General features: G+C 63.8%; 20 protein-coding genes and 1 other RNA gene. 16 read left to right on the top strand and 5 right to left on the bottom strand.

The window, feature by feature from the left end; translation table 11 throughout:
- Positions 1 to 538 (bottom strand): cytochrome c family protein (locus tag EOA86_RS01445; protein ID WP_164891521.1); only part of this gene is annotated, 538 nt, incomplete at its 3' end.
- A gap of 193 nt (positions 539 to 731) precedes the next feature.
- Between EOA86_RS01445 and EOA86_RS01440 the strand changes: the two genes are divergently transcribed.
- The 4 genes from EOA86_RS01440 (at position 732) to EOA86_RS01425 (ending at position 4011) form a co-directional block, all read left to right on the top strand.
- Positions 732 to 1460, top strand: a complete 729-nt coding sequence (locus tag EOA86_RS01440) for a 3-deoxy-manno-octulosonate cytidylyltransferase (protein WP_128340514.1) — start codon at positions 732 to 734, stop codon at positions 1458 to 1460.
- A 19-nt stretch (positions 1461 to 1479) separates the two neighbouring features.
- Positions 1480 to 2343: a prephenate dehydratase gene (locus tag EOA86_RS01435; protein WP_065005917.1), complete on the top strand. Its 864-nt coding sequence runs from the start codon at positions 1480 to 1482 to the stop codon at positions 2341 to 2343.
- A 64-nt stretch (positions 2344 to 2407) separates the two neighbouring features.
- Positions 2408 to 3211, top strand: a complete 804-nt coding sequence (locus EOA86_RS01430; protein WP_127211901.1) for a hypothetical protein — start codon at positions 2408 to 2410, stop codon at positions 3209 to 3211.
- 146 nt (positions 3212 to 3357) lie between these two features.
- Positions 3358 to 4011 (top strand): glutathione S-transferase family protein, encoded by a 654-nt coding sequence (locus EOA86_RS01425; protein ID WP_128340513.1) that lies wholly within the window; start codon positions 3358 to 3360, stop codon positions 4009 to 4011.
- 52 nt (positions 4012 to 4063) lie between these two features.
- Here EOA86_RS01425 and EOA86_RS01420 read toward each other — a convergent pair whose 3' ends face one another.
- From EOA86_RS01420 to EOA86_RS01410, 3 genes are read right to left on the bottom strand one after another with little or no spacing between them, the layout of a single operon-like run.
- On the bottom strand, positions 4064 to 4357 hold the full coding sequence (locus tag EOA86_RS01420) for a Dabb family protein (protein ID WP_095521129.1): 294 nt from the start codon (positions 4355 to 4357) through the stop codon (positions 4064 to 4066).
- Positions 4358 to 4375: 18 nt separating this feature from the next.
- On the bottom strand, positions 4376 to 5317 hold the full coding sequence (nudC, locus tag EOA86_RS01415) for an NAD(+) diphosphatase (protein WP_128340512.1): 942 nt from the start codon (positions 5315 to 5317) through the stop codon (positions 4376 to 4378).
- 36 nt (positions 5318 to 5353) lie between these two features.
- Positions 5354 to 5773 (bottom strand): HIT family protein, encoded by a 420-nt coding sequence (locus EOA86_RS01410; RefSeq protein ID WP_127211905.1) that lies wholly within the window; start codon positions 5771 to 5773, stop codon positions 5354 to 5356.
- A gap of 249 nt (positions 5774 to 6022) precedes the next feature.
- Between EOA86_RS01410 and ffs the strand changes: the two genes are divergently transcribed.
- From ffs to EOA86_RS01350, 12 genes are all read left to right on the top strand, one after another.
- Positions 6023 to 6119: signal recognition particle sRNA small type (ffs, locus tag EOA86_RS01405), an RNA gene on the top strand.
- 105 nt (positions 6120 to 6224) lie between these two features.
- Positions 6225 to 8048, top strand: a complete 1824-nt coding sequence (locus tag EOA86_RS01400) for a DNA polymerase III subunit gamma/tau (protein ID WP_128340511.1) — start codon at positions 6225 to 6227, stop codon at positions 8046 to 8048.
- 85 nt (positions 8049 to 8133) lie between these two features.
- The gene (locus tag EOA86_RS01395) at positions 8134 to 8457 is read left to right on the top strand and encodes a YbaB/EbfC family nucleoid-associated protein (RefSeq protein ID WP_029356983.1); all 324 of its coding nucleotides are present in this window, start codon (positions 8134 to 8136) and stop codon (positions 8455 to 8457) included.
- Between the two features lie 258 nt (positions 8458 to 8715).
- Complete coding sequence (locus EOA86_RS01390) at positions 8716 to 9621, top strand: cell wall hydrolase (RefSeq protein WP_128340510.1); 906 nt, start codon at positions 8716 to 8718, stop codon at positions 9619 to 9621.
- An 84-nt stretch (positions 9622 to 9705) separates the two neighbouring features.
- A complete protein-coding gene (recR, locus tag EOA86_RS01385; protein ID WP_128340509.1) occupies positions 9706 to 10311 on the top strand; it encodes a recombination mediator RecR in 606 nt (201 codons plus the stop codon).
- A gap of 28 nt (positions 10312 to 10339) precedes the next feature.
- Positions 10340 to 11596 carry a lytic murein transglycosylase gene (locus EOA86_RS01380; RefSeq protein WP_128340508.1) on the top strand — a complete coding sequence of 419 codons (1257 nt, stop codon included), beginning with the start codon at positions 10340 to 10342 and terminating at the stop codon, positions 11594 to 11596.
- A 221-nt stretch (positions 11597 to 11817) separates the two neighbouring features.
- Positions 11818 to 13461 (top strand): ABC transporter substrate-binding protein, encoded by a 1644-nt coding sequence (locus tag EOA86_RS01375; RefSeq protein WP_128340507.1) that lies wholly within the window; start codon positions 11818 to 11820, stop codon positions 13459 to 13461.
- Between the two features lie 18 nt (positions 13462 to 13479).
- Positions 13480 to 14547 (top strand): ABC transporter permease, encoded by a 1068-nt coding sequence (locus EOA86_RS01370; RefSeq protein WP_128340506.1) that lies wholly within the window; start codon positions 13480 to 13482, stop codon positions 14545 to 14547.
- Positions 14544 to 15464, top strand: coding sequence for a nickel transporter permease (gene nikC, locus EOA86_RS01365; RefSeq protein WP_128340505.1), 921 nt, complete (start codon positions 14544 to 14546; stop codon positions 15462 to 15464). The genes EOA86_RS01370 and nikC overlap by 4 nt, the downstream gene beginning before the upstream one ends.
- Positions 15465 to 15489: 25 nt before the next feature.
- Positions 15490 to 16323, top strand: coding sequence for an ABC transporter ATP-binding protein (locus EOA86_RS01360; RefSeq protein WP_128340504.1), 834 nt, complete (start codon positions 15490 to 15492; stop codon positions 16321 to 16323).
- Complete coding sequence (locus EOA86_RS01355; protein ID WP_127211228.1) at positions 16320 to 17069, top strand: ABC transporter ATP-binding protein; 750 nt, start codon at positions 16320 to 16322, stop codon at positions 17067 to 17069. The genes EOA86_RS01360 and EOA86_RS01355 overlap by 4 nt, the downstream gene beginning before the upstream one ends.
- 139 nt (positions 17070 to 17208) lie before the next feature.
- Positions 17209 to 18486 (top strand): 4-aminobutyrate--2-oxoglutarate transaminase, encoded by a 1278-nt coding sequence (locus EOA86_RS01350; protein WP_128340503.1) that lies wholly within the window; start codon positions 17209 to 17211, stop codon positions 18484 to 18486.
- Between the two features lie 228 nt (positions 18487 to 18714).
- Here the strand turns inward: EOA86_RS01350 and EOA86_RS01345 are convergent.
- On the bottom strand, positions 18715 to 19704 hold a 990-nt coding region (locus EOA86_RS01345), incomplete at its 5' end, for an FAD/NAD(P)-binding oxidoreductase (RefSeq protein ID WP_164891520.1).

Raw genomic sequence — 19704 nt, 5'->3', positions numbered from 1 at the left:
GCTTTGGACTGTCCGACAGCGTGCGCAGATAGGCGATGACGTTGGCGCGGTCCTCGTCCTTCGGCAGGCCGGCGAAGCCCATCGCCGTGCCCTTCACGAGCTTCTTCGGCGAGAGGAGAAAGTGATTGAGGTTGTCATAGGTCCACTTCTCGGCGCCGCCCTTGGAAAAATCCTTCATCCCGGCCGAATAGGCGAAGCCTCCATGCTCGGCGACGGGACGGTCGATGAGGTCCCAGAGATCGGGGCCGACCTTGTTCGGCCCGCCCTTCTCGCCGGAGTGACAGGCCTGGCACTTCTTGAACACGGCGGCACCCGCCTCGACATTGGCATTGGCCAGGAGGTCGGCGATCGGCTTGGCTTCTGAAGCGGGTGCTGCCGGGCCGCCCTCGGCAGGCTCCTCGGTCGCCTCGATGGCAAAGCCGGGTTTTTCCGGTGCGGGGGAGGCGAACAGCGCGTCGGACACAATGCCGACCGAGAAGACGACGAACACGGTTCCGAGCAGGCCGCCGATCAGCTTGTTGATTTCGAAAGAGTCCATACGCCCCAGGCTCCCTTTTCCGGCGGACCGATCCGTCCACTCCGTCCGTCGGTAATCGTGAACCACCCCACAAGGCGGTCAAATCGGGCGGAAACTAGGTCTTTTGCTCTGGCGTTGCAACACCTATAAGGGCGCTTCCAGTGAGACCTTTTGCCACTTTTCCCTCCCTCTTTTTCGGACGCTTCATCACCCGATGTCCACGCTCATTCTCATCCCGGCCCGCATGGCCTCGACCCGCCTGCCGGGCAAGCCGCTTGCCGAAATCGCCGGCGTCCCAATGATCGTCCATGTCGCCCGTCGCGCTGCCGAAGCCGGGCTCGGCCGGGTGGTGGTCGCCACCGATACCGAAAGCGTGGCCGAAGCGGTGCGCGAGCACGGTTTCGAGGCGGTGATGACGCGCGTCGGCCACGAATCGGGCTCCGACCGCATCTTCGAGGCGCTGGCCACGCTGGATCCCGGGCGTAAGGTCGAAACGATCGTCAATGTGCAAGGCGACCTGCCGACCATCGATCCCGACATCATAAATGCCGCGCTGAGGCCTTTCGAGGATGCGGCGGTCGACATCGCCACGCTCGGTATCGAGATCGTCCGCGACGAGGAAAAGACCAATCCGAATGTCGTCAAGATCGTCGGCTCGCCGCTGTCGGAGACACGGCTGCGGGCGCTCTACTTCACCCGCGCCACGGCACCCTGGGGCGAGGGGCCGCTCTATCACCACATCGGCCTCTATGCCTATCGCCGCTCAGCGCTCGAACGCTTCGTCGCGCTGAAGCCATCGCCGTTGGAACGGCGCGAGAAGCTCGAGCAGTTGCGGGCGCTGGAGGCCGGCATGCGCATCGACGCCGAGATTGTGCAGTCGGCGCCGTTCGGCGTCGACACGCCGGACGATCTCGAACGCGCCAGAACCCTTCTTTCAACCTGAAAATCCGGTCAACCCGAGAATGCCTGAAAAAACCAACAGAATAGCCTTCCAGGGCGAGCCGGGCGCCAATTCCGACACTGCCTGCCGCAACATGTTCCCTGATATGGAGCCGTTGCCGTGTCCGACCTTCGAGGATGCCTTCAATGCGGTCGAGACCGGCAAGGCCGACCTCGCCATGATCCCGATCGAGAACACGATTGCCGGGCGCGTCGCCGACATCCACCACCTCCTGCCGGAATCGAAGCTGCACATCGTCGGCGAATATTTCCTGCCGATCCATTTCCAGCTGATGGTCTTGCCGGGCGTCAGGCGCGACGAGATCAAGACCGTGCACAGCCACATCCATGCGCTCGGCCAGTGCCGCAAATACATCCGCAAAAACGGCTGGAAGCCGGTGGTCGCCGGCGACACGGCGGGCGCCGCCAAGCTCGTCGCCGGGCTGAAAGACCGCACCATGGCGGCGCTGGCGCCGGCCTTGGCCGCGACGCTCTACGGGCTCGACATCATCGAGGAGAATGTCGAGGACACCGACAGCAACGTCACCCGTTTCGTCGTGCTGACCAAGAACAGGCAGTGGGCACAACGCCCTTCCGCCGAAGCCAGGATGATGACGACGTTCATCTTCCGCGTCCGCAACGTGCCGGCCGCGCTCTACAAGGCGATGGGCGGCTTTGCCACCAACGGCATCAACATGACCAAGCTAGAGAGCTACCAGCTCGGCGCATTCACCGCGACCCTGTTCTATGCCGATATCGAGGGCCATCCGGACGATCCTTTGGTCAAGCTGGCACTCGACGAGCTTGCCTTCTTCTCGCGCGAAATGCGGATCCTTGGCGTCTACCCGGCCAGCGAATCGCGCGAGCAATGGAAGGTGGCGGATTAGCTCCCCCTGCGGCGTCCTGACGTAGCGCCTTGCCAGGTGACGAGCGCCGGGCGACATTCCTGCGATGTGGCTTCTGAAACTGACGCTCGCAGTCGCTGGATTGTATGCGGCCGTTGTCACCGTGGTGTATGTGCTTCAGTCCTGGCTGATCTTTCCGGCCGGCCTTGCGGCGTTCGGACCCGATCTGCCGGCCGGGGGCCGCCATGTCGAACTGGCGACGAAGGACGGCGAGCGCGTCGTTCTGGTGCGCCTGCCGGCAAGGCAGACGCCGGCCACGCCGCGCCCGCTCCTGCTGGGATTCGCCGGCAATGCCTGGAATGCCGACGCACTTGCCCTTATGCTGCACCAGCTATTTCCCGAACATCAGGTCACTGCGCTGCACTACCGCGGCTATGCGCCGAGCAGCGGAAGCCCGTCGGCCGCCGCCCTGTTCGAGGACGCCCGACGCGCCCACGACCACCTGGCCACCGATGCCAAAGCCGGCATCGTCGCCATCGGCCTTAGCGTCGGCGCTGCGGTTGCGGTCGATCTGGCGACGGCCCGGCCGTTGCGCGGCATAGTCATGGTTACACCCTTCGATTCGCTGAGAGAACTCGCCGCTCACCACTATCCCTGGCTGCCGGTTCGCCTCTTGCTGCGGCACCGCATGCAGGCGGCAGAATCCCTGCGCGACCTCGATGTGCCCACGGCCGTAATCACCGCCGAAAACGACACCATCGTTCCTGCCGCACGTTCGGCACCTCTGCGCGCGGCTGCCCGTGATCTGCGCAGCCACATCGCCATAGCGGCTGGCCACAACGACCTCTATGGCCATCCCGATTTCGCCGGAGCGCTACGCGCCTCCGTTGCAGCGGTCACGCGCGATTGACGAGCAGTTCCCAGATGTCGGAATTCCGGCTCGACATTCGTCCTTTGGTTGCCTCAATCGAAGAAGGGACGCGACGAGATGAGGAAACGGATCTCAATCGACGACGTCACGCACGATGGCGTCATGCAATCATACGGAGCCTTCCAATGACCCCTACCATCACCGCCTTTGAACGGTCGCCCGATCGCGGAAGGGGACTGGCGCGTGACATGCGCGTTCGTTGGGCGCTTGAAGAAGTCGGCCAGCCCTACAAGGTTCGTCTTGTTTCGTTCAAAGCGATGAACGAACCCGCGCATCGAGCACTCCATCCTTTCGGACAGATTCCGACCTATGAGGAAGGCGATCTCGCCCTGTTCGAGTCGGGGGCGATCGTATTCCATATCGCCGAGCACCATGCGGGCCTGTTGCCGGACGATGCGAATGCGCGGGCGCGCGCGATCTCATGGATGTTTGCCGCGCTCAACACGGTGGAGCCGCCGATCCTTGAGCGCCAAACCGCCGTGCTCCTGGAGCGCGACGAGACCTGGCACGAACAGCGCCTGCCTACGGTCGAGGATCGCATCCGTGACCGGCTGGGCGAACTTTCCGATCGCCTGGGCGATGCCGACTGGCTCGATGGTGCGTTCAGCGCGGGGGACCTGATGATGGTGCACGTGCTGCTAAGGTTGAGCGGGTCGGGTATACTGGACGAATATCCGAACCTCTTCGCCTATGTCGCCCGGGGCGAAGCCCGGCCGGCCTACAAGCGTGCTTTCGCCGCTCAGTTGGCGGTTTTCGCTGGGACGTCACCGACCGGCTGATAAAGGTCCGCTATGGGGACGAACTTGCTCGTTCAGAACTCTGATCTTAGATCTAGGACAGCGGCGCGTAGTCGATCTCGAGATACGCCTCGACCTCGGGGATCCAGCGGTCGCGGACGAAGGCGATGTGGTCGGGATGGTCGTTGTAACCTGTATAGGCGGCCTGGTCGGCGAACTCCATCGAGAAGCCGAAACGATAATCGTTCTTCGGGCTTACCTGACGCAGCTGCTCGAACTTTTCGACGCCCGGTATCGCAGCCAGTATTTTCGCATCAGCGAGGAATCTTGCCTCCTCGACTGAGCTGTCCTTGTGCTTCAGCCTGAACACCACTGTGTGACGGATCATTTGTCCCCCTGTGAGTTTTTATGCGCTGTCGGCCCAGGCGCGGATGAGGTTATAGGCGATCGCCCCCTTCGGCGGGGTGACCAGGCCGCCCGGATGCTCGCGGGCCAGCATCGAGAGCACCTCGTCGCGAAAGAACCAGCGGCAGTCTTCGAGTTCGTTGAGGTCGGCCTGGATGTCGTAGTTGAGCGGTTCGCCGAAGCAGCCGATCATCAGCGAATAGGGAAACGGCCAGGGCTGGCTGGCATGGTAGACGACGCGGCCAAGTCTGATGCCGGCTTCCTCCAACGTTTCACGGCGCACCGCCGCCTCGATCGTCTCGCCGGGTTCGATGAAGCCGGCGAGCGCCGAATACATGCCCGGTGCGAAATGCCGGCCGCGGCCAAGCAGGCATTTTTCGGGCGTCGCGGTCAGCATGATCGCCACCGGGTCGGTGCGCGGAAAATGCTCGGTGGCGCAGGCCGGGCAAAGCCGCTTGTAGCCGCCGGCCCGCATTTCGGCTTCAGCGCCGCATTTGCTGCAGAAGCGGTGGCTGGCATGCCAGGCGAGCAATGCTGCTCCTTGCGCCATCGCGCCGGCCGCCGCATCGTCGATCAGCCCCTGCATATAAACCGAGCGATAGTCGATGGCCTTGATCGTCTCCGGCAGTTGTTCGGGATCGAGCCCGGCCGGCACGGCGAGCACCGGGCCGCTGTCGGAAAAACCGAGCAGGACGCCATGGTCGAGCGACACCTGGAGCGGCTGGCTTTCCTCGGCGCCGAACCAGGGGTCGAAGCCGCCATCCCTGAGCTTCAGGTAGAGCCGCCCGCCATGCATCAGCAAAAGCCTGACCGCGGGATCGGCGAGCGCCATTTCGACGGAATCGTCGGCGCGGTTTTCCGATTGCCGGTCGATCACATTGCCGGCGAAGCCGACGAACTGGCTCGGCTCGCGCAAGGGCGCGTCAAACAGGCGGATGCTCATGGGAGACTCAAGGTTCAGGATGGACACGGGACAGGCTTATAGCGCCGCCTTTATCTGTTGCGCAAACCGGCGAAGGTCCGAGCGCTGGTAGGGCTCGCGCATGCCGTGCCCCCACACCGGGCCCGGCCAGCCGGGATCGCCTTCCGTGCGGGCGACGACATGGACATGCAACTGGCGCACGACGTTGCCGAGGGCGCCGCTGTTGATCTTGGTGCAGCCGCTCACCCTCTTCAGCGCCTGCGCCACCATGTTGGTCTCGAAGGTCAGCATCGCCTGGTCGAGCGGCGTCAAATCGTGGATTTCCTCCACGCCCGGTCGCTGCGGGACCAGAAGCAGCCACGGCCAGCGGCGGTCGTTCATCACCCGCAGCTCGCATAGGCCGAGCCACATCAATTGCTCGCTGTCCGCCTCCAGACGAGCATCCAGCGTAAATCCGGCCTTGAGGCCCGGCAACATCGGCGTTTCCTTCACTTTTGTCGTGTTTTTTAGACTTTTGAACGCTAAAGCGGCTGCCGGTGGCCCGCAAGAGGCGGCAAGCGAATCGTTGCTTTGTGACGGCAGTTATGCTAGTGGTTCGGCCATGGTGCTGATTTGCGCCAATGACCCGCCCCGAGGCGGGTTTTCTGTTTCCGCATTCGGCGCCACTCCCGGCTGATTGAATCCTGCGCTCTTGCATTTCATCGCCGGATTGCCGATATGGAAGCGGGAGGTTGGTGGTGGACGGTCCACTCGCCAACCGGGTCAGGTCCGGAAGGAAGCAGCCCTAACGAGCCCGGAACGGGTCATTGTTCCAGCCTCCCACCTCTTCGCCTTTCTCCCGCGACATTGACGGCGCCAAGCCCTGCGGGCGAAACTATGCGCAGGAATCGGCCGCCTGCAGGCGCGGCCCTTGGAGCTTTACGGGCGAATGAGCGAAGCCGGAAATTCGGGAACGGAAAAGGCAGTCGCCTATCGCGTTCTGGCGCGCAAATACCGTCCTGCCAATTTTTCCGAACTGATCGGCCAGGAGCCGATGGTTCGCACCCTCACCAATGCTTTCGCCACCGGCCGCATCGCCCAGGCCTGGATGCTGACCGGTGTGCGTGGTGTCGGCAAGACGACGACGGCGCGCATTCTGGCGCGGGCGCTCAACTACAAGACCGCCACCGTCGACCAGCCTTCGGTCGACCTTGCCGTGCTGGGCGAGCATTGCCAAGCGATCATGGAAGGCCGCCATGTCGACGTCATCGAGATGGACGCCGCCTCGCATACCGGCATCGACGACATCAGAGACATCATCGAGCGCGTGCGTTACGCCCCGGTGTCGGCGCGCTACAAGGTCTACATCATCGACGAAGTGCACATGCTCTCGACCCAGGCCTTCAACGGCCTGCTGAAGACGCTGGAAGAGCCGCCGCCGCACGTCAAATTCATCTTCGCCACCACCGAAATCAGAAAAGTTCCGATCACCGTTCTGTCGCGTTGCCAGCGCTTCGACCTCAGGCGTATCGATGCTGGCACGCTGGTCGCGCATCTGTCCTCGATCGCCGGCAAAGAAGGCATTGCGGTCGACGACGACGCACTGGCGATGATCGCCCGTGCGGCCGAAGGATCGGCGCGCGATTCGCTGTCCATTCTCGACCAGGCGATCGCCCATGGCAGCGGCGCTGTCAGCGCCGAAGCGGTACGCGCCATGCTCGGGCTCGCCGACCGCGCCCGCATCGTCGACCTGTTCGAACATGTCATGAAAGGCGATGTGGCGTCCGCACTGGCCGAGTTCCGCAACCAGTATGATACCGGCGCCGATCCGGCCACGGTGCTGACCGACTTGGCCGAGTTCAACCACCTCGTCACCCGGTTGCGCTTCGTGCCGACGGCCCTTGAGGACGCGTCGCTGTCGGTGGACGAGCGCCGGCGCGGCGCCGATTTCGCCAAGGCGCTGTCGGTCAGGGTGCTGTCGCGGACCTGGCAAATGCTGTTGAAAGGCATTCCCGAGGTGCAGTCCTCCAACCGGCCGGTCAGTGCCGCCGAAATGGTGCTGATCCGGCTGGCGCATGCCGCCGACCTGCCGACACTGGACGAGGCGCTGAAATCGCTGGAGAGCGGAGCGTCGGTGCCCAACGGCGCGCCACGCTCGAATGGTGCGCCCGCAAGCTCTGTCGTCGCAAATCCTGGCCCGGCAAGTCCCGGAAATGGCGGCGCCAGCGCTGTGGCGCAAACGCGGATGCCGACGGCCAATGGCGGCGCGCAGATCATGCGGCTGGTCGAACCCGCGGCGATGCCTGCAGCCTTCGTTCCGGAGCCGGTTGCGGATGCGCCGCCGGTGCCGGTGAAATCGCTGGCCGACATCGTCGCGCTTGCCGACGCCCAGCGCGACATGGCCATCAAGGTGCTGGTGAAGCGCTGCGTGCGCCTGGTGCGCATCGAGCCCGGCCGCATCGACGTCAGCCTGACCGATGATGCGCCGAAGATGCTGCTCAACGACCTGACCGCCAAATTGCGCGCCTGGACCGGCCGCAGCTGGCTGGTGTCGCTGTCCAAGGAAGAGGGCGGCCAGACGCTGGCCGAGATGGAATCGACCAAACGTGAAAGCGCCCTCCTCGACGCCAAGAGCGACCCGACCGTCGCCGCCATCCTGGCGCGTTTTCCCGGCGCCAAGATCATCGACGTGCGCATTCCCGACGCACCGGAAGCCGATGCGGTGGAGGCAGAGGTTCCGATCGAGCCGGCGACAGACGAAGACGAAACCTAAAGCATGATCCCGAAAAGTGGGAGCCGGTTTTCGGAGAAGATCATGCTCAACCAAAGACACACGATCAATCGTAGAGGACCAAGCGATGAAAGATCTTCTCGGCCTGATGGGCAAGGCGAAAGAAATGCAGGCCAAGTTCCAGGCCATGCAGGACGAGATCGCCACGCTGGAAGCCACCGGACAGGCCGGCGGCGGCCTGGTCAGCGTGACGCTGACCGGCAAATTCGAGATGAAGGCGCTGAAGATCGACCCGTCTCTGTTCAAGGAGGAGGAGGTCGAGATTCTGGAGGATCTGCTTCTCGCCGCCCACAATGACGCAAGGGCCAAGGTCGAGCAGATGATGCAGGAAAAGACCCAGGCACTGACCGCAGGACTGCCGATACCGCCGGGAATGAAGCTGCCGTTCTAAGGTGTTGATAGCTATGCCGGTCGATTAAACCCATTGCTCGAGCCTTGGGGAAGGCTCCCTGCGGGTATCCTAGGATAGGACCCATGCCGTTATAGTGGCCATGGAGTGCTGTGCCGCGATTCGGCGGTCGCTTGCTCCACCGGTGTGTCCATTCGGCAACTCCGCGCACTTAATAACGCTTTAGCCATCTTTTTGCCTGAAAGTGTCTCATTCTTGCCGCAACCAGGGGCGGGCTGGCGACAGAATGAGGGGATATCTTTGATCGCGACCCGATGGAAGACGTCGTTGTTGCTCGGCGTCATCACCTCTCCGCTGTTCTTGGCTGGTTGCAGTCAGACCACCTCGCACAGCCTGTCGGTGGCCAGCCTGACCGATGCCGTCAGATCCCGGCCCTACCGTCACACAGCGAAGGACAAGGAGTGCCTCCAGCGCGCGATGTTCTTCGAATCCAACCGATCGAGCCGTGACGGCATGATTGCCGTCGGCACGGTGGTCATGAACCGGCTGCGTTCCGGCAAGCACGGCAACACCATCTGCCAGGTGGTCGGCGAGCGCGGCCAGTTCGCACCGGGCGTGATGACACGGCAGATGAATTCGAAGGCGATGCCCGACGTCGAGGAGGCCGCCGAGGCGGTGCTCAGGGGCGAGCGCAAGGCCAAGCTGAAGAACACGATGTTCTTTCACACCGCCGGCCTGCGTTTCCCCTACAAGAACATGCACTACACCATGGTTGCCGGCGGCAACGCCTTCTATGAAAAGCGCGGCCGGAACTGGAAACCGTTGCCGGATGAGCCGACGGTCGCGGTGGCACAGTCCACGCCGCGGGGGTCGGCGCGCGCAGCGCCTGTGACGCTCGTGGCCTCCGCCGCTCCGGTCGCCAAGGCAAAATTCGCCAAGGCAACCTATGTGACCGCGGTCGCAACGCAACCGGCAAAGGCTACTCTGGAGAAGGCGACGCCAGAGAAGGCGACCCTTGTGGCGATGCAAGAGCCGATGCAGGAGCCGGACGCGGCCCGTTTTGGCGGCACTGCCGGTGCGCAACCTGTCACGTCATTCCCGGCGGCGCCGGCCGAGCCGACGATGTCGTTTGAATCGACACCCGAGAACACCGACGCCATCGGTGCGATGATCGCCGGCCAGAGCCGGCCGCTGGAAGCATACTGACGGCAGCAGCATCCTTACGCGTTGAACAGACCGCTCGCCCGCAGAACTGTTCCAAAGCGTGCGGAAAAATCATAAACCGATGCGATGTCGAAGCGAATCGCCGGTCCCGAGATCGAACGCCTGATCCAGCTTCTGGCCAAGGTGCCGGGGCTCGGGCCCCGTTCGGCCAGGCGGGCAGCACTTCACCTCATCAAAAAGAAGGAGCAGTTGCTGTCGCCGCTCGCCGCCGCCATGGGCGAGGCGGTCGACAAGGTGCGCATCTGCTCGACCTGCGGCAATGTCGATACGTCCGACCCATGCATGATCTGCACCGATCCGCGCCGCGACGCCGGCACTCTGATCGTCGTCGAGGACGTGGCCGACCTGTGGGCGCTGGAGCGGGCGGCCGCCATGAATGTCCGCTACCACGTGCTCGGCGGCTCGCTGTCGCCGCTCGACGGCGTCGGCCCCGAGCAGCTCAACATCCGATCGCTGGTCGACCGTGTCGCCGGCGGCGAGGTCAAGGAGGTGATCCTTGCCGTCAACGCCACGGTCGAGGGCCAGACCACCGCGCATTATCTCACCGACCAATTGTCCGGCTTCGACATCAAAGTAACGCGGCTGGCGCATGGCGTGCCGGTCGGCGGCGAACTCGACTATCTTGACGAAGGCACGCTGGCCGCGGCGCTGCGCTCGCGGACGGCGTTTTGAGGTGGCTGGCGGGAAGGATGCTTCTGAGATGACTGCGAAGGAACGCTGCCCTTGCATACTCTGCATTGTACTTCTGTTGGCCGCACTGATCGGCCTCCTCCCCACCCCGGCTTCCGCAGCAAAAATCGACGACCAGTTCCGCGTCTGGCTGCAAGGCGATCTCTGGCCCGAGGCCAGCGCCAAAGGCATCTCCAGAAAAACCTTCGACGCCGCCTTCGACGGCGTCAAACCGAACCTGAAACTGTCCGACCTAGTTATGCCGGGCAAAAAGGCAACGACGCCGCAGAAGCAGCATCAGGCGGAGTTCGGTTCGCCCGGCGCCTATTTCGCCGAAAAGACGGTTCGCGCCGTGACCGCCGGTGGCCGCGCGCGCAAGGCGGCCAATGCCAGGACCATTGCCGCGATCGAGAAGCGTTACGGCGTGCCGGGCGAGGTGCTGCTGGCGATCTGGGGCCGCGAGAGCGGCTTCGGCGCGGCGAAAATGCCTTACGACGCTTTCGAAGTGCTGGGCACAAAGGCGTTCATGGCGACCAGGAAGGACTTCTTCCGCACCGAGCTTATGGCGGCGCTCGAGATCGTCGAGCGTGGGCTGGCCCCGGTCGGCGCGATGAAATCGTCCTGGGCGGGCGCGCTCGGCCAGCCGCAGTTCATGCCGAGTTCGTTCCTCAGACATGCCGTCGATTTCGATGGCGACGGTCGGGCCGACATCTGGAATTCGGTGCCGGACACGCTGGCCTCGATCGCCAACTATCTCGTCCACCATGGCTGGGTGAAAGGCCGCGGCTGGGGCTTCGAGGTGACGGTGCCGGAAGCGGTCTCCTGCTCGCTCGAAGGTCCGGACCAGGGCAAGAGGATTTCCGAGTGGGCTGATATGGGCATCAAGCGCGTCGCGGCAGGACCGTTTCCGGCGCGCGAGTTGAAGGCCGAAGGCTTTCTTTTGATGCCGGCTGGGCGCAGCGGTCCGGCCTTCATCGTCACGCCCAATTTCTACGTGCTGAAGCAATATAACACCAGCGATCTGTATGCCCTGTTCATCGGCCACGGCGCCGACCGCATCGCCCATGGCGACAGCAATTTTTCCGGGCGCTGGGGCGCGGTCGGCGGGCTCCACAGGTCGGACATCGCCACCCTGCAGCGGGCCCTGGAGGTCGAGGGCTATGATGTCGGCAGTGCCGACGGCCTGCCCGGCTTCAAGACCCGCCGCTCGATCGGTAAGTGGCAGGCCAGGAACAGTCGAGCCGCCACCTGTTTTCCCGATGCCGACCTGGTCACCGCATTGAAATAGCTCACCTCCGGGGTGTCGTTCCCGGCGGTGGTGTCTGGCTGATCTGGTCCAACCAACAGCTTTGCAAATCCTCGTTGCCGCGCTTGAAACCGCCGGATATGGTGAGGCGGAACTGGATAAAAGTTGCCAAGAAACCGGTTCAGGGATCACCGTCGATTTGGCAAGAGAACGCCACAAGCCTGGGCCGGGAACTCAGGTCAGCAAAACAGGGAACAATCAAAATGATGATGGAAAAGTTTGCTCTACGCTCCCGCTTCTTGCTCGCGGGCGCAGCCATGTCAGCGCTGCTTCTGGCCGGCGCGCCGGCCTTTGCGGTCACGCCCGCCGACACGCTGGTCGAGGGTTTCGCGATCGACGACATCATCTCCATGGATCCGGGCGAGGCGTTCGAGCTGTCGACCGCCGAGGTCACCGGCAACACCTACGATCTTCTTGTCCGCCTCGATCTCAGCGATACCTCCAAGGTCAAGGGCGATCTCGCCGAAAGCTGGAGCGTCTCCGACGACGGCCTGACCTACACTTTCAAGCTCAAGCCCGGCCTGAAATTTGCCTCGGGCAACCCGATCACGGCGGCGGACGTCGCCTATTCGTTCGAGCGCGCCATCAAGCTCGACAAGAGCCCGGCCTTTATCATCGGGCAGTTCGGCATCAACGGCGACAACGTCACTGAGAAGGCCAAGGCTGTCGATGACACGACGTTCCAGTTCACCGTCGACAAGGCCTATGCGCCGAGCTTCGTCTTGAACTGTCTGTCGGCAACCGTCGCCTCGGTCGTCGACGCCAAGCTGGTCAAGGAGCATGTCGCGGCGGTGACGCCCAGCGACGATTACAAATACGACAACGATTTCGGCAACGCCTGGCTGAAGACCGGCTATGCCGGCTCCGGCGCCTTCAAGTTGCGCGAATGGCGGGCGAATGAGGTCGTCGTGATGGAGCGCAACGACAATTATCATGGCGAAAAGGCCAAGCTTGCCCGCGTCATCTATCGCAACATGAAGGAAAGCTCGGGCCAGCGCCTGGCGCTTGAGGCCGGCGACATCGACGTCGCCCGCAATCTCGAGCCGAACGACCTCGACGCCATCGCCAAGAACGCCGATCTCACCGCGACCAGCGCACCGAAGGGCACGGTCTTTTACATCAGCCTCAACCAGAAGAACCCGAACCTCGCCAAGCCTGAGGTTCGCCAGGCCTTCAAATATCTCGTCGACTACGATGCCTTGAGCTCGACCATCCTCAAGGGCATCGGCGAGATCCACCAGACCTTCCTGCCGAAAGGCGTGCTCGGCGAGCTGGACGAGAATCCGTTCACGTTCGACGTCGCCAAAGCCAAGGAACTGCTCGCCAAGGCCGGCCTCGCCGACGGCTTCAGCGTTACCATGGACGTACGCAGCACCCAGCCAGTGACCGGCATGGCGGAATCGTTTCAGCAGACGCTGGGACAGGCCGGCATCAAGCTGGAGATCATTCCCGGCGACGGCAAGCAGACGCTGACCAAATACCGCGCCCGTAACCACGACATCTATATCGGCCAGTGGGGCCAGGATTATTTCGATCCGAACTCCAATGCCCAGACCTTCGCCAGCAACCCGGACAATTCGGATGAAGGCAAGACCAAGACGCTGGCCTGGCGCAACGCCTGGGAGATCCCGGAATTGACCAAAGAAACCGAGGCGGCTCTGCTCGAGAAGGATGCGGCCAAGCGCGCCGCAATGTACCAGGATCTGCAGAAGAAGGTCCTCGAAACCAGTCCTTTCATCATCATCCACCAGCAGTTGGAAGTGGCCGGCCTGCGCAAGAACCTCAAGGGCTTTGCGCTCGGCCCGAGCTTCGACACCAACTTCGTCGGGCAGATCTCCAAGGAGTGATGTCGGCGGACTTGCCGCATGAGCACTGTTGAAAGCGAAGCGACGGCAGGGCGCGGCAGCGCCCGCGCTGTCGCTGTCGCGTCGGCGATTGCCCGCTTCCTGGTCATCGCGATAACCACCTATCTCGGTCTTCTCGCGGTGACCTTCTTCATCGGCCGGGTCATCCCGATCGACCCGGTGCTGGCGGTGCTCGGCGACCGGGCGCCGGCCAATGTCGTCGAGCGCACCCGCCGCGAGATGGGGCTCGACCTGCCGCTGGTCGAACAGTTCTACATCTATGTGAAAAATGCCCTGAACGGCAATTTCGGCACCTCGGTGCTGACCACCAATCCTGTCATGACCGACATCCGCCGCGCCTTTCCGGCGACGATCGAGCTGGCGACGCTGGGAACTCTGATCGGTGCATTCCTTGGTGTGCCGCTCGGCGTGCTGGCCGCGGTGCGGCGCGGCAGCATCATCGACCAGATCGTGCGCATCATCGGCCTGGTCGGCTACTCCGTGCCGATCTTCTGGCTGGGACTGCTGGCGCTTGTGCTGTTCTATGCCAAGCTGCAATGGGTGGCTTTTCCCGGCCGCCTCGATATCGTCTACGAGTATACCTTCACGCCGATCACCGGCTTTTATCTCTTGGATGCGCTGTGGCAGCGGCAGTGGGATGTATTTCGTGATGCCTTCCGCCACATCATTCTGCCGGCCTCGCTGCTTGGCTATTTCTCGCTTGCCTATATCAGCCGCATGACGCGCTCGTTCATGCTGAACGAGCTTGCCCAGGAATATATCGTGGCGGCGCGCGCCAAGGGCCTGTCGGAAACACGCATCATCTGGGGCCACGCGCTGCGCAACGCAGCGGTGCCGATGGTCACCGTGATCGCGCTCTCCTATGCCGGCCTGCTCGAAGGCTCGGTGCTGACCGAGACCGTGTTCTCCTGGCCGGGTATCGGCCTCTACATCACCAATTCCCTGCAGAACGCCGACATGAACGCGGTGCTCGGCGGCACCATCGTCATCGGCTCGGTCTTCATCGGCATCAATCTTCTGTCAGACCTGCTCTACCGGCTGCTCGACCCAAGGACCAAGATACGATGAGCGCTGAAGCGATACAGAGCCGCCGCGACTGGCTGCTCAGCGAGCGGCCGGCTTCGCGCATACAGGCAAGGCTCGGCCGTGCCTATGTGGCGTGGCGGCGCTTTTCCGCCAATCGGCTGGCGTTTCTCGGCCTGCTCATCATCATCGCGTTGCTGGTGGTCGCCGCCTTTGCCGATGTGCTGGCGCCCTATTCGCCAACCATCGGCGACCTGAAGGGTTCGCGCCTGCTGGCGCCGAGCGCCGCGCACTGGTTCGGCACCGATGACCTCGGCCGCGACATCCTTTCGCGCGTCATCTTCGGTTCGCGCTGGACGCTCTACGTCGTCATTCTCGTCGCCATCATTGCCGCCCCTATCGGCCTGCTGGTCGGCACCGTCGCCGGCTATGCCGGCGGCTGGATCGATCCGATCCTGATGCGCATTACCGACATCTTTCTGGCCTTTCCGAAGCTGATCCTGGCGCTGGCCTTTGTCGCCGCACTCGGCCCCGGCATCGAGAATGCAGTGCTCGCCATCGCCATCACCTCCTGGCCACCCTATGCCCGCATCGCGCGAGCCGAAACGCTCACCGTGCGCAATTCGGATTACATCAAGGCGGTCCAATTGATGGGCGCCTCGCCGTTTCGCATAGTGCTTCGCCACATCATGCCGCTCTGCATCTCCTCGCTGATCGTCAGGGTGACGCTCGACATGGCCGGCATCATCCTGACCGCCGCCGGTCTCGGCTTCCTCGGCCTCGGCGCGCAGCCGCCGCTGCCGGAATGGGGAGCGATGATCGCGTCGGGCCGCCGCTTCGTGCTCGACCAGTGGTGGGTGGCCGGTGCACCGGGCTTTGCCATCCTCATCGTCAGCCTCGGCTTCAACCTGCTCGGCGACGGCCTCCGCGACGCGCTCGACCCCCGCAGTGGCGACCAATGAGCGGCGACCCCATGAGCCGTGATCAATGAGCACGCTTCTCGACGTCGACGATCTGCGCGTCATCTTTCCGACGCGTACCGGCCGCATCGAAGCGGTGCGCGGCGTCTCCTTCTCGCTCGGCCGCGAACGGCTCGGCATCGTCGGCGAGAGCGGTTCGGGCAAGTCGCAGACCGGCCGCGCCATCATGGGCTTGACCCCGCCGCAGGCCGAGGTCACCGCCAGGAAACTTGCTTTCGACGGCATCGAGCTGCTCACGGCCTCGCCTCGCGACCGCCGTGCGTTGCGGGGAAAACGCATCGCCATGATCCTGCAGGATCCGAAATATTCGCTCGACCCGGTGATGAGCATCGGCCGTCAGATCGTCGAGACGCTGCGCACGCATGAGAAGGTCGGCCAGGCGGAGGCCCGCGACCGCGCGCTCGCCATGCTGGAGGCGGTGCAGATCCGCGATCCCGCCCGTGTCTTCGACCTGCATCCGCACGAGGTGTCGGGCGGCATGGGCCAGCGCGCCATGATCGCCATGATGCTGATCGCCGGGCCGGAAATGATGATCGCCGACGAGCCGACTTCGGCGCTCGACGTCACCGTGCAGCTCGACGTGCTCGGCATTCTCGACAGGCTGGTCAGCGAGCGCGGCATGGGGCTGATCTTCATCTCGCACGACCTGCGCCTGGTCTCGTCCTTCTGCGACCGGGTGATCGTCATGTATGCCGGCAAGGTCGTCGAGCAGCTGGCGGCGTCGGAACTCGGCCGCGCCCAGCATCCCTATACGCGCGGCCTGCTCAACTGCATGCCCAAGATCGGCGCCGACCGTCACCCGCTGCCGGTGCTCGACCGCAAGCCGGAGTGGGCGGCATGACATCAGCGCTTTCCGTCGACAGGCTGGAGGTGGTCTTCGACCGGTTTCGTGCGCTGAAGGGCGTCAGCCTCGAAGTGCAATCAGGCGAATCCTTCGGCCTGGTCGGCGAATCCGGCTCCGGCAAATCGACGCTGCTGAGGGCAATCGCCGGTCTCGCGCCGATCGCTTCGGGCAGCATCACGGTCAACGGAAAAAAACTCGGCGCGCGCCGCCACAAGGCTTTCTATCGCGAGGTGCAGATGGTCTTTCAGGACCCTTACGGCTCGCTGCATCCGCGCCAGACCGTCGACCGCCTGCTGCAGGAGCCGCTCGCCATCCACGGCTTTGCCGATGGCGAAAAGCGCATCCAGCGGGCGCTGGACGAGGTCGGTTTGGGAACCGGCTTCCGCTTCCGCTATTCGCATCAATTGTCGGGCGGCCAGCGCCAGCGCGTGGCGATTGCGCGCGCCCTGATCCTCGAACCGTCGATCCTGCTGCTCGACGAGCCGACCTCGGCGCTCGACGCGTCGGTGCAGGCCGAAGTGCTTAATCTGCTGGAGGAGATCCGGCGGCGGCGCAAGCTGACCTTCCTGATGGTCAGCCACGACCTCGCCATCATCACCCATATGTGCGAGCGGCTGATGGTGATGCAGAACGGCGAAGCGGTGGAAAATCTGGCGGCGAGCGACCTTGTCAAGCGGCACGTGACCAAGGATTACACGCGCAACCTCTTGCGGGCCAGCGACGGGTTTGTCAGGACGGCGTGAATCAAATTTCAGCGACGCTAACGGCAGCAGGCCCAACGACCCGGCGGCGGTGCCAACTTGAGGAAAACATGAAATAAGATCAGAACAATTCCCGGCAATCATCCAAACGAGAACGGGCGCCGGCCCGGCGAGGGACATCATGAAGAATTCAGCCATTTCCGAACGCAAGAACCAGTCGATCTCGCGCGGCGTCGGCATGACCACGCAAATCTATGCCGACCGCGCCGAGAACTCGGAAATCTGGGATGTCGAAGGCCGCCGCTACATCGACTTCTCGTCCGGCATCGCCGTCGTCAACACCGGCCATCGTCACCCGAAGGTGATCGAGGCGGTCAAGACGCAGCTCGACCGCTTCACCCACACCTGCCACCAGGTGGTGCCCTATGAGAGCTATGTCAGGCTGGCCGAACGGCTGAACGGCATGCTGCCGGGCAAGTTCGAAAAGAAGACCATCTTCGTCACCACCGGCGCCGAGGCGGTGGAGAATGCCGTCAAGATCGCCCGCAACGCCACCGGCCGGCCGGCGGTCATCGCCTTTGCCGGCGGCTTCCATGGCCGCACCTTCATGGGCATGGCGCTGACCGGCAAGGTCGTGCCCTATAAGGTCGGCTTCGGCGCCATGCCGGCCGATGTCTTCCACGCGCCGTTCCCGGTAGCGCTGCACGGCATCTCCGTCGCCGATTCGCTGGCCGCGCTCGACCGCCTGTTCAAGGCCGATGTCGATCCTGCCCGCGTCGCCGCGATCATCGTCGAGCCGGTGCAGGGTGAGGGCGGCTTCTACGAGGCGCCGCGCGAGTTCATGTCGGCACTGCGCAAGATCTGCGACCAGCACGGCATGCTGTTGATCGCCGACGAGGTGCAGACCGGCTTTGCTCGCACCGGAAAGATGTTCGCCATGGATCACCACGAAGTGGCGCCCGACATCACCACCATGGCCAAGAGCCTGGCCGGCGGCTTCCCGCTGTCGGCGGTCACCGGGCGTGCCGAGATCATGGATGCGCCGAACCCGGGCGGGCTCGGCGGCACCTATGGCGGCAGCCCGATAGGCGTCGCCGCGGCGCATGCGGTGCTCGATGTGATCGAGGAGGAAAACCTCTGCGACCGCGCGAACACGCTGGGCAACAGGCTGAAGCAGCGGCTGCAATCGATCCGCGACGACACGCCGGAGATCGTCGATATCAGAGGCCCCGGCTTCATGAACGCGGTTGAGTTCAATGAAGTCAAAAAGGGCTTGCCGTCGGCCGAGATCGCCAATGCCGTCCGGCTGAAGGCGCTCGATAAGGGCCTGATCCTGCTCACCTGCGGCGTATACGGCAACGTCATCCGTTTCCTCGCGCCGATCACCATCCAGGACGGCGTCTTGAACGAAGCGCTCGACATCCTGGAAAGCTCGATCCGTGAGGTCCGGGCCAGCTAGAGCGGATCTCGCCGGTGTTTGCGCCGCCCCTCACCCTTACCCTCTCCCCGGGAAAAACAGGGAGGGGTCGCCAGCGTTGCGATCAGCCCTTCTCCCCGTGCTTTGCGGGAAGAAGTGCCCGGCAGGGCGATGAAGGGGGCAGCGCCGAGATCGGCAAATTGGCGGTCGACGCTGGAGGCGCAGAAAACTGCCGTTCACAGGCCGGCATCACCTAAATAACAACATATCCTATTCAGCGGCGCGGACAGGCTCTTGCTGCTGGAAGGCGGCGAGCGCCGCCTTCAGTCCATCCGGCCCCGTCGCAACCGTCTGCGGCGTTGGCGAGAAGCCGGCGCCGAGCATCTTGCGGCCAAGCATATGGTCGCCCGGCCGGTTGACCGATTCAATGCCGAGGAGACGATTTCCAGCATAATGGTAGATCGAGAATTTGTTCTCGTTGACGTCGCCCAGCACGACATGGCTGTCGGCGCCCGAAATCAGGCCGACCATCTGCAGCTTCATGTCGCCGATATCGGACCAGAACCATGGCACCGCCGCAAAGGCGTCCGCATGGCCGACGATGGTGCGCGCGGCAAGACGCGCCTGGTCGGTCGCATTCTGCACCGATTCCAGCCGCACATCGCTGCCGGTGAGCCAGTGCCGGTAGGAGGCGGCATCGCCGATGGCGAGGATTTCAGGCACTGACGTGCGCATCTGCTGGTCGACGCGGATGCCGTTGGCGATTGTAATGCCGGCGGCCTGGGCCAGTTCGACATTCGGCACGACGCCGATACCGACGATGACTATCTGCGCCGGCAGGCGCTCGCCGGATGTGGTGATCGCGGCCGAGACATGGCCGTTCTCGCCTTCGAGCCGCGCAATCGTGGTGCCGGTGAGGATGCGCACGCCAGTCGCTTCCAGCCGTTGCCGCACGTGCCTCGCGATGACCGGCGCCACTGCCCGGCCGAGCAGCCGGTCGACCGCCTCGACCACGGTGACCTCGCGGCCGGCCGCTTTGAGCGTCGCGGCGATCTCCAGTCCGATGAAGCCGCCACCAACGATGACCACATCTTCGCTCTGCGCGCTCAACGCGCGGATCAGCCGCGCGTCAGCGAGCGAGCGCAGCGACACAACGCCGGAAAGCTCCGAACCCGGCAGCGGCAGGATGCGCGGCCGCGAACCGGTCGCCAGGATCAGTCGGTCGAAAGGCAGCACGCCGCCACCTGATAGCTCCAGCCT

Source organism: Mesorhizobium sp. M5C.F.Ca.IN.020.32.2.1, assembly GCF_004023105.1.
Taxonomy (GTDB): Bacteria; Pseudomonadota; Alphaproteobacteria; order Rhizobiales; family Rhizobiaceae; genus Mesorhizobium; species Mesorhizobium wenxiniae.
This window is presented reverse-complemented; position numbering and strand designations above follow the sequence as displayed.

What these genes read in the sequence shown, in the direction of transcription:
- EOA86_RS01440 (WP_128340514.1), top strand. Translation starts at nt 732, where the DNA reads ATGTCCACGCTCATTCTCATCCCGGCCCGCATGGCCTCGACCCGCCTG.
- nikC (WP_128340505.1), top strand. Translation starts at nt 14,544, where the DNA reads ATGAGCGCTGAAGCGATACAGAGCCGCCGCGACTGGCTGCTCAGCGAG.
- recR (WP_128340509.1), top strand. Translation starts at nt 9,706, where the DNA reads ATGTCGAAGCGAATCGCCGGTCCCGAGATCGAACGCCTGATCCAGCTT.
- EOA86_RS01380 (WP_128340508.1), top strand. Translation starts at nt 10,340, where the DNA reads ATGACTGCGAAGGAACGCTGCCCTTGCATACTCTGCATTGTACTTCTG.
- nudC (WP_128340512.1), bottom strand. Translation starts at nt 5,317, where the DNA reads ATGAGCATCCGCCTGTTTGACGCGCCCTTGCGCGAGCCGAGCCAGTTC.
- EOA86_RS01375 (WP_128340507.1), top strand. Translation starts at nt 11,818, where the DNA reads ATGATGATGGAAAAGTTTGCTCTACGCTCCCGCTTCTTGCTCGCGGGC.
- EOA86_RS01430 (WP_127211901.1), top strand. Translation starts at nt 2,408, where the DNA reads ATGTGGCTTCTGAAACTGACGCTCGCAGTCGCTGGATTGTATGCGGCC.
- EOA86_RS01350 (WP_128340503.1), top strand. Translation starts at nt 17,209, where the DNA reads ATGAAGAATTCAGCCATTTCCGAACGCAAGAACCAGTCGATCTCGCGC.
- EOA86_RS01355 (WP_127211228.1), top strand. Translation starts at nt 16,320, where the DNA reads ATGACATCAGCGCTTTCCGTCGACAGGCTGGAGGTGGTCTTCGACCGG.
- EOA86_RS01425 (WP_128340513.1), top strand. Translation starts at nt 3,358, where the DNA reads ATGACCCCTACCATCACCGCCTTTGAACGGTCGCCCGATCGCGGAAGG.
- EOA86_RS01420 (WP_095521129.1), bottom strand. Translation starts at nt 4,357, where the DNA reads ATGATCCGTCACACAGTGGTGTTCAGGCTGAAGCACAAGGACAGCTCA.
- EOA86_RS01370 (WP_128340506.1), top strand. Translation starts at nt 13,480, where the DNA reads ATGAGCACTGTTGAAAGCGAAGCGACGGCAGGGCGCGGCAGCGCCCGC.
- EOA86_RS01395 (WP_029356983.1), top strand. Translation starts at nt 8,134, where the DNA reads ATGAAAGATCTTCTCGGCCTGATGGGCAAGGCGAAAGAAATGCAGGCC.
- EOA86_RS01360 (WP_128340504.1), top strand. Translation starts at nt 15,490, where the DNA reads ATGAGCACGCTTCTCGACGTCGACGATCTGCGCGTCATCTTTCCGACG.
- EOA86_RS01435 (WP_065005917.1), top strand. Translation starts at nt 1,480, where the DNA reads ATGCCTGAAAAAACCAACAGAATAGCCTTCCAGGGCGAGCCGGGCGCC.
- EOA86_RS01410 (WP_127211905.1), bottom strand. Translation starts at nt 5,773, where the DNA reads ATGTTGCCGGGCCTCAAGGCCGGATTTACGCTGGATGCTCGTCTGGAG.
- EOA86_RS01400 (WP_128340511.1), top strand. Translation starts at nt 6,225, where the DNA reads ATGAGCGAAGCCGGAAATTCGGGAACGGAAAAGGCAGTCGCCTATCGC.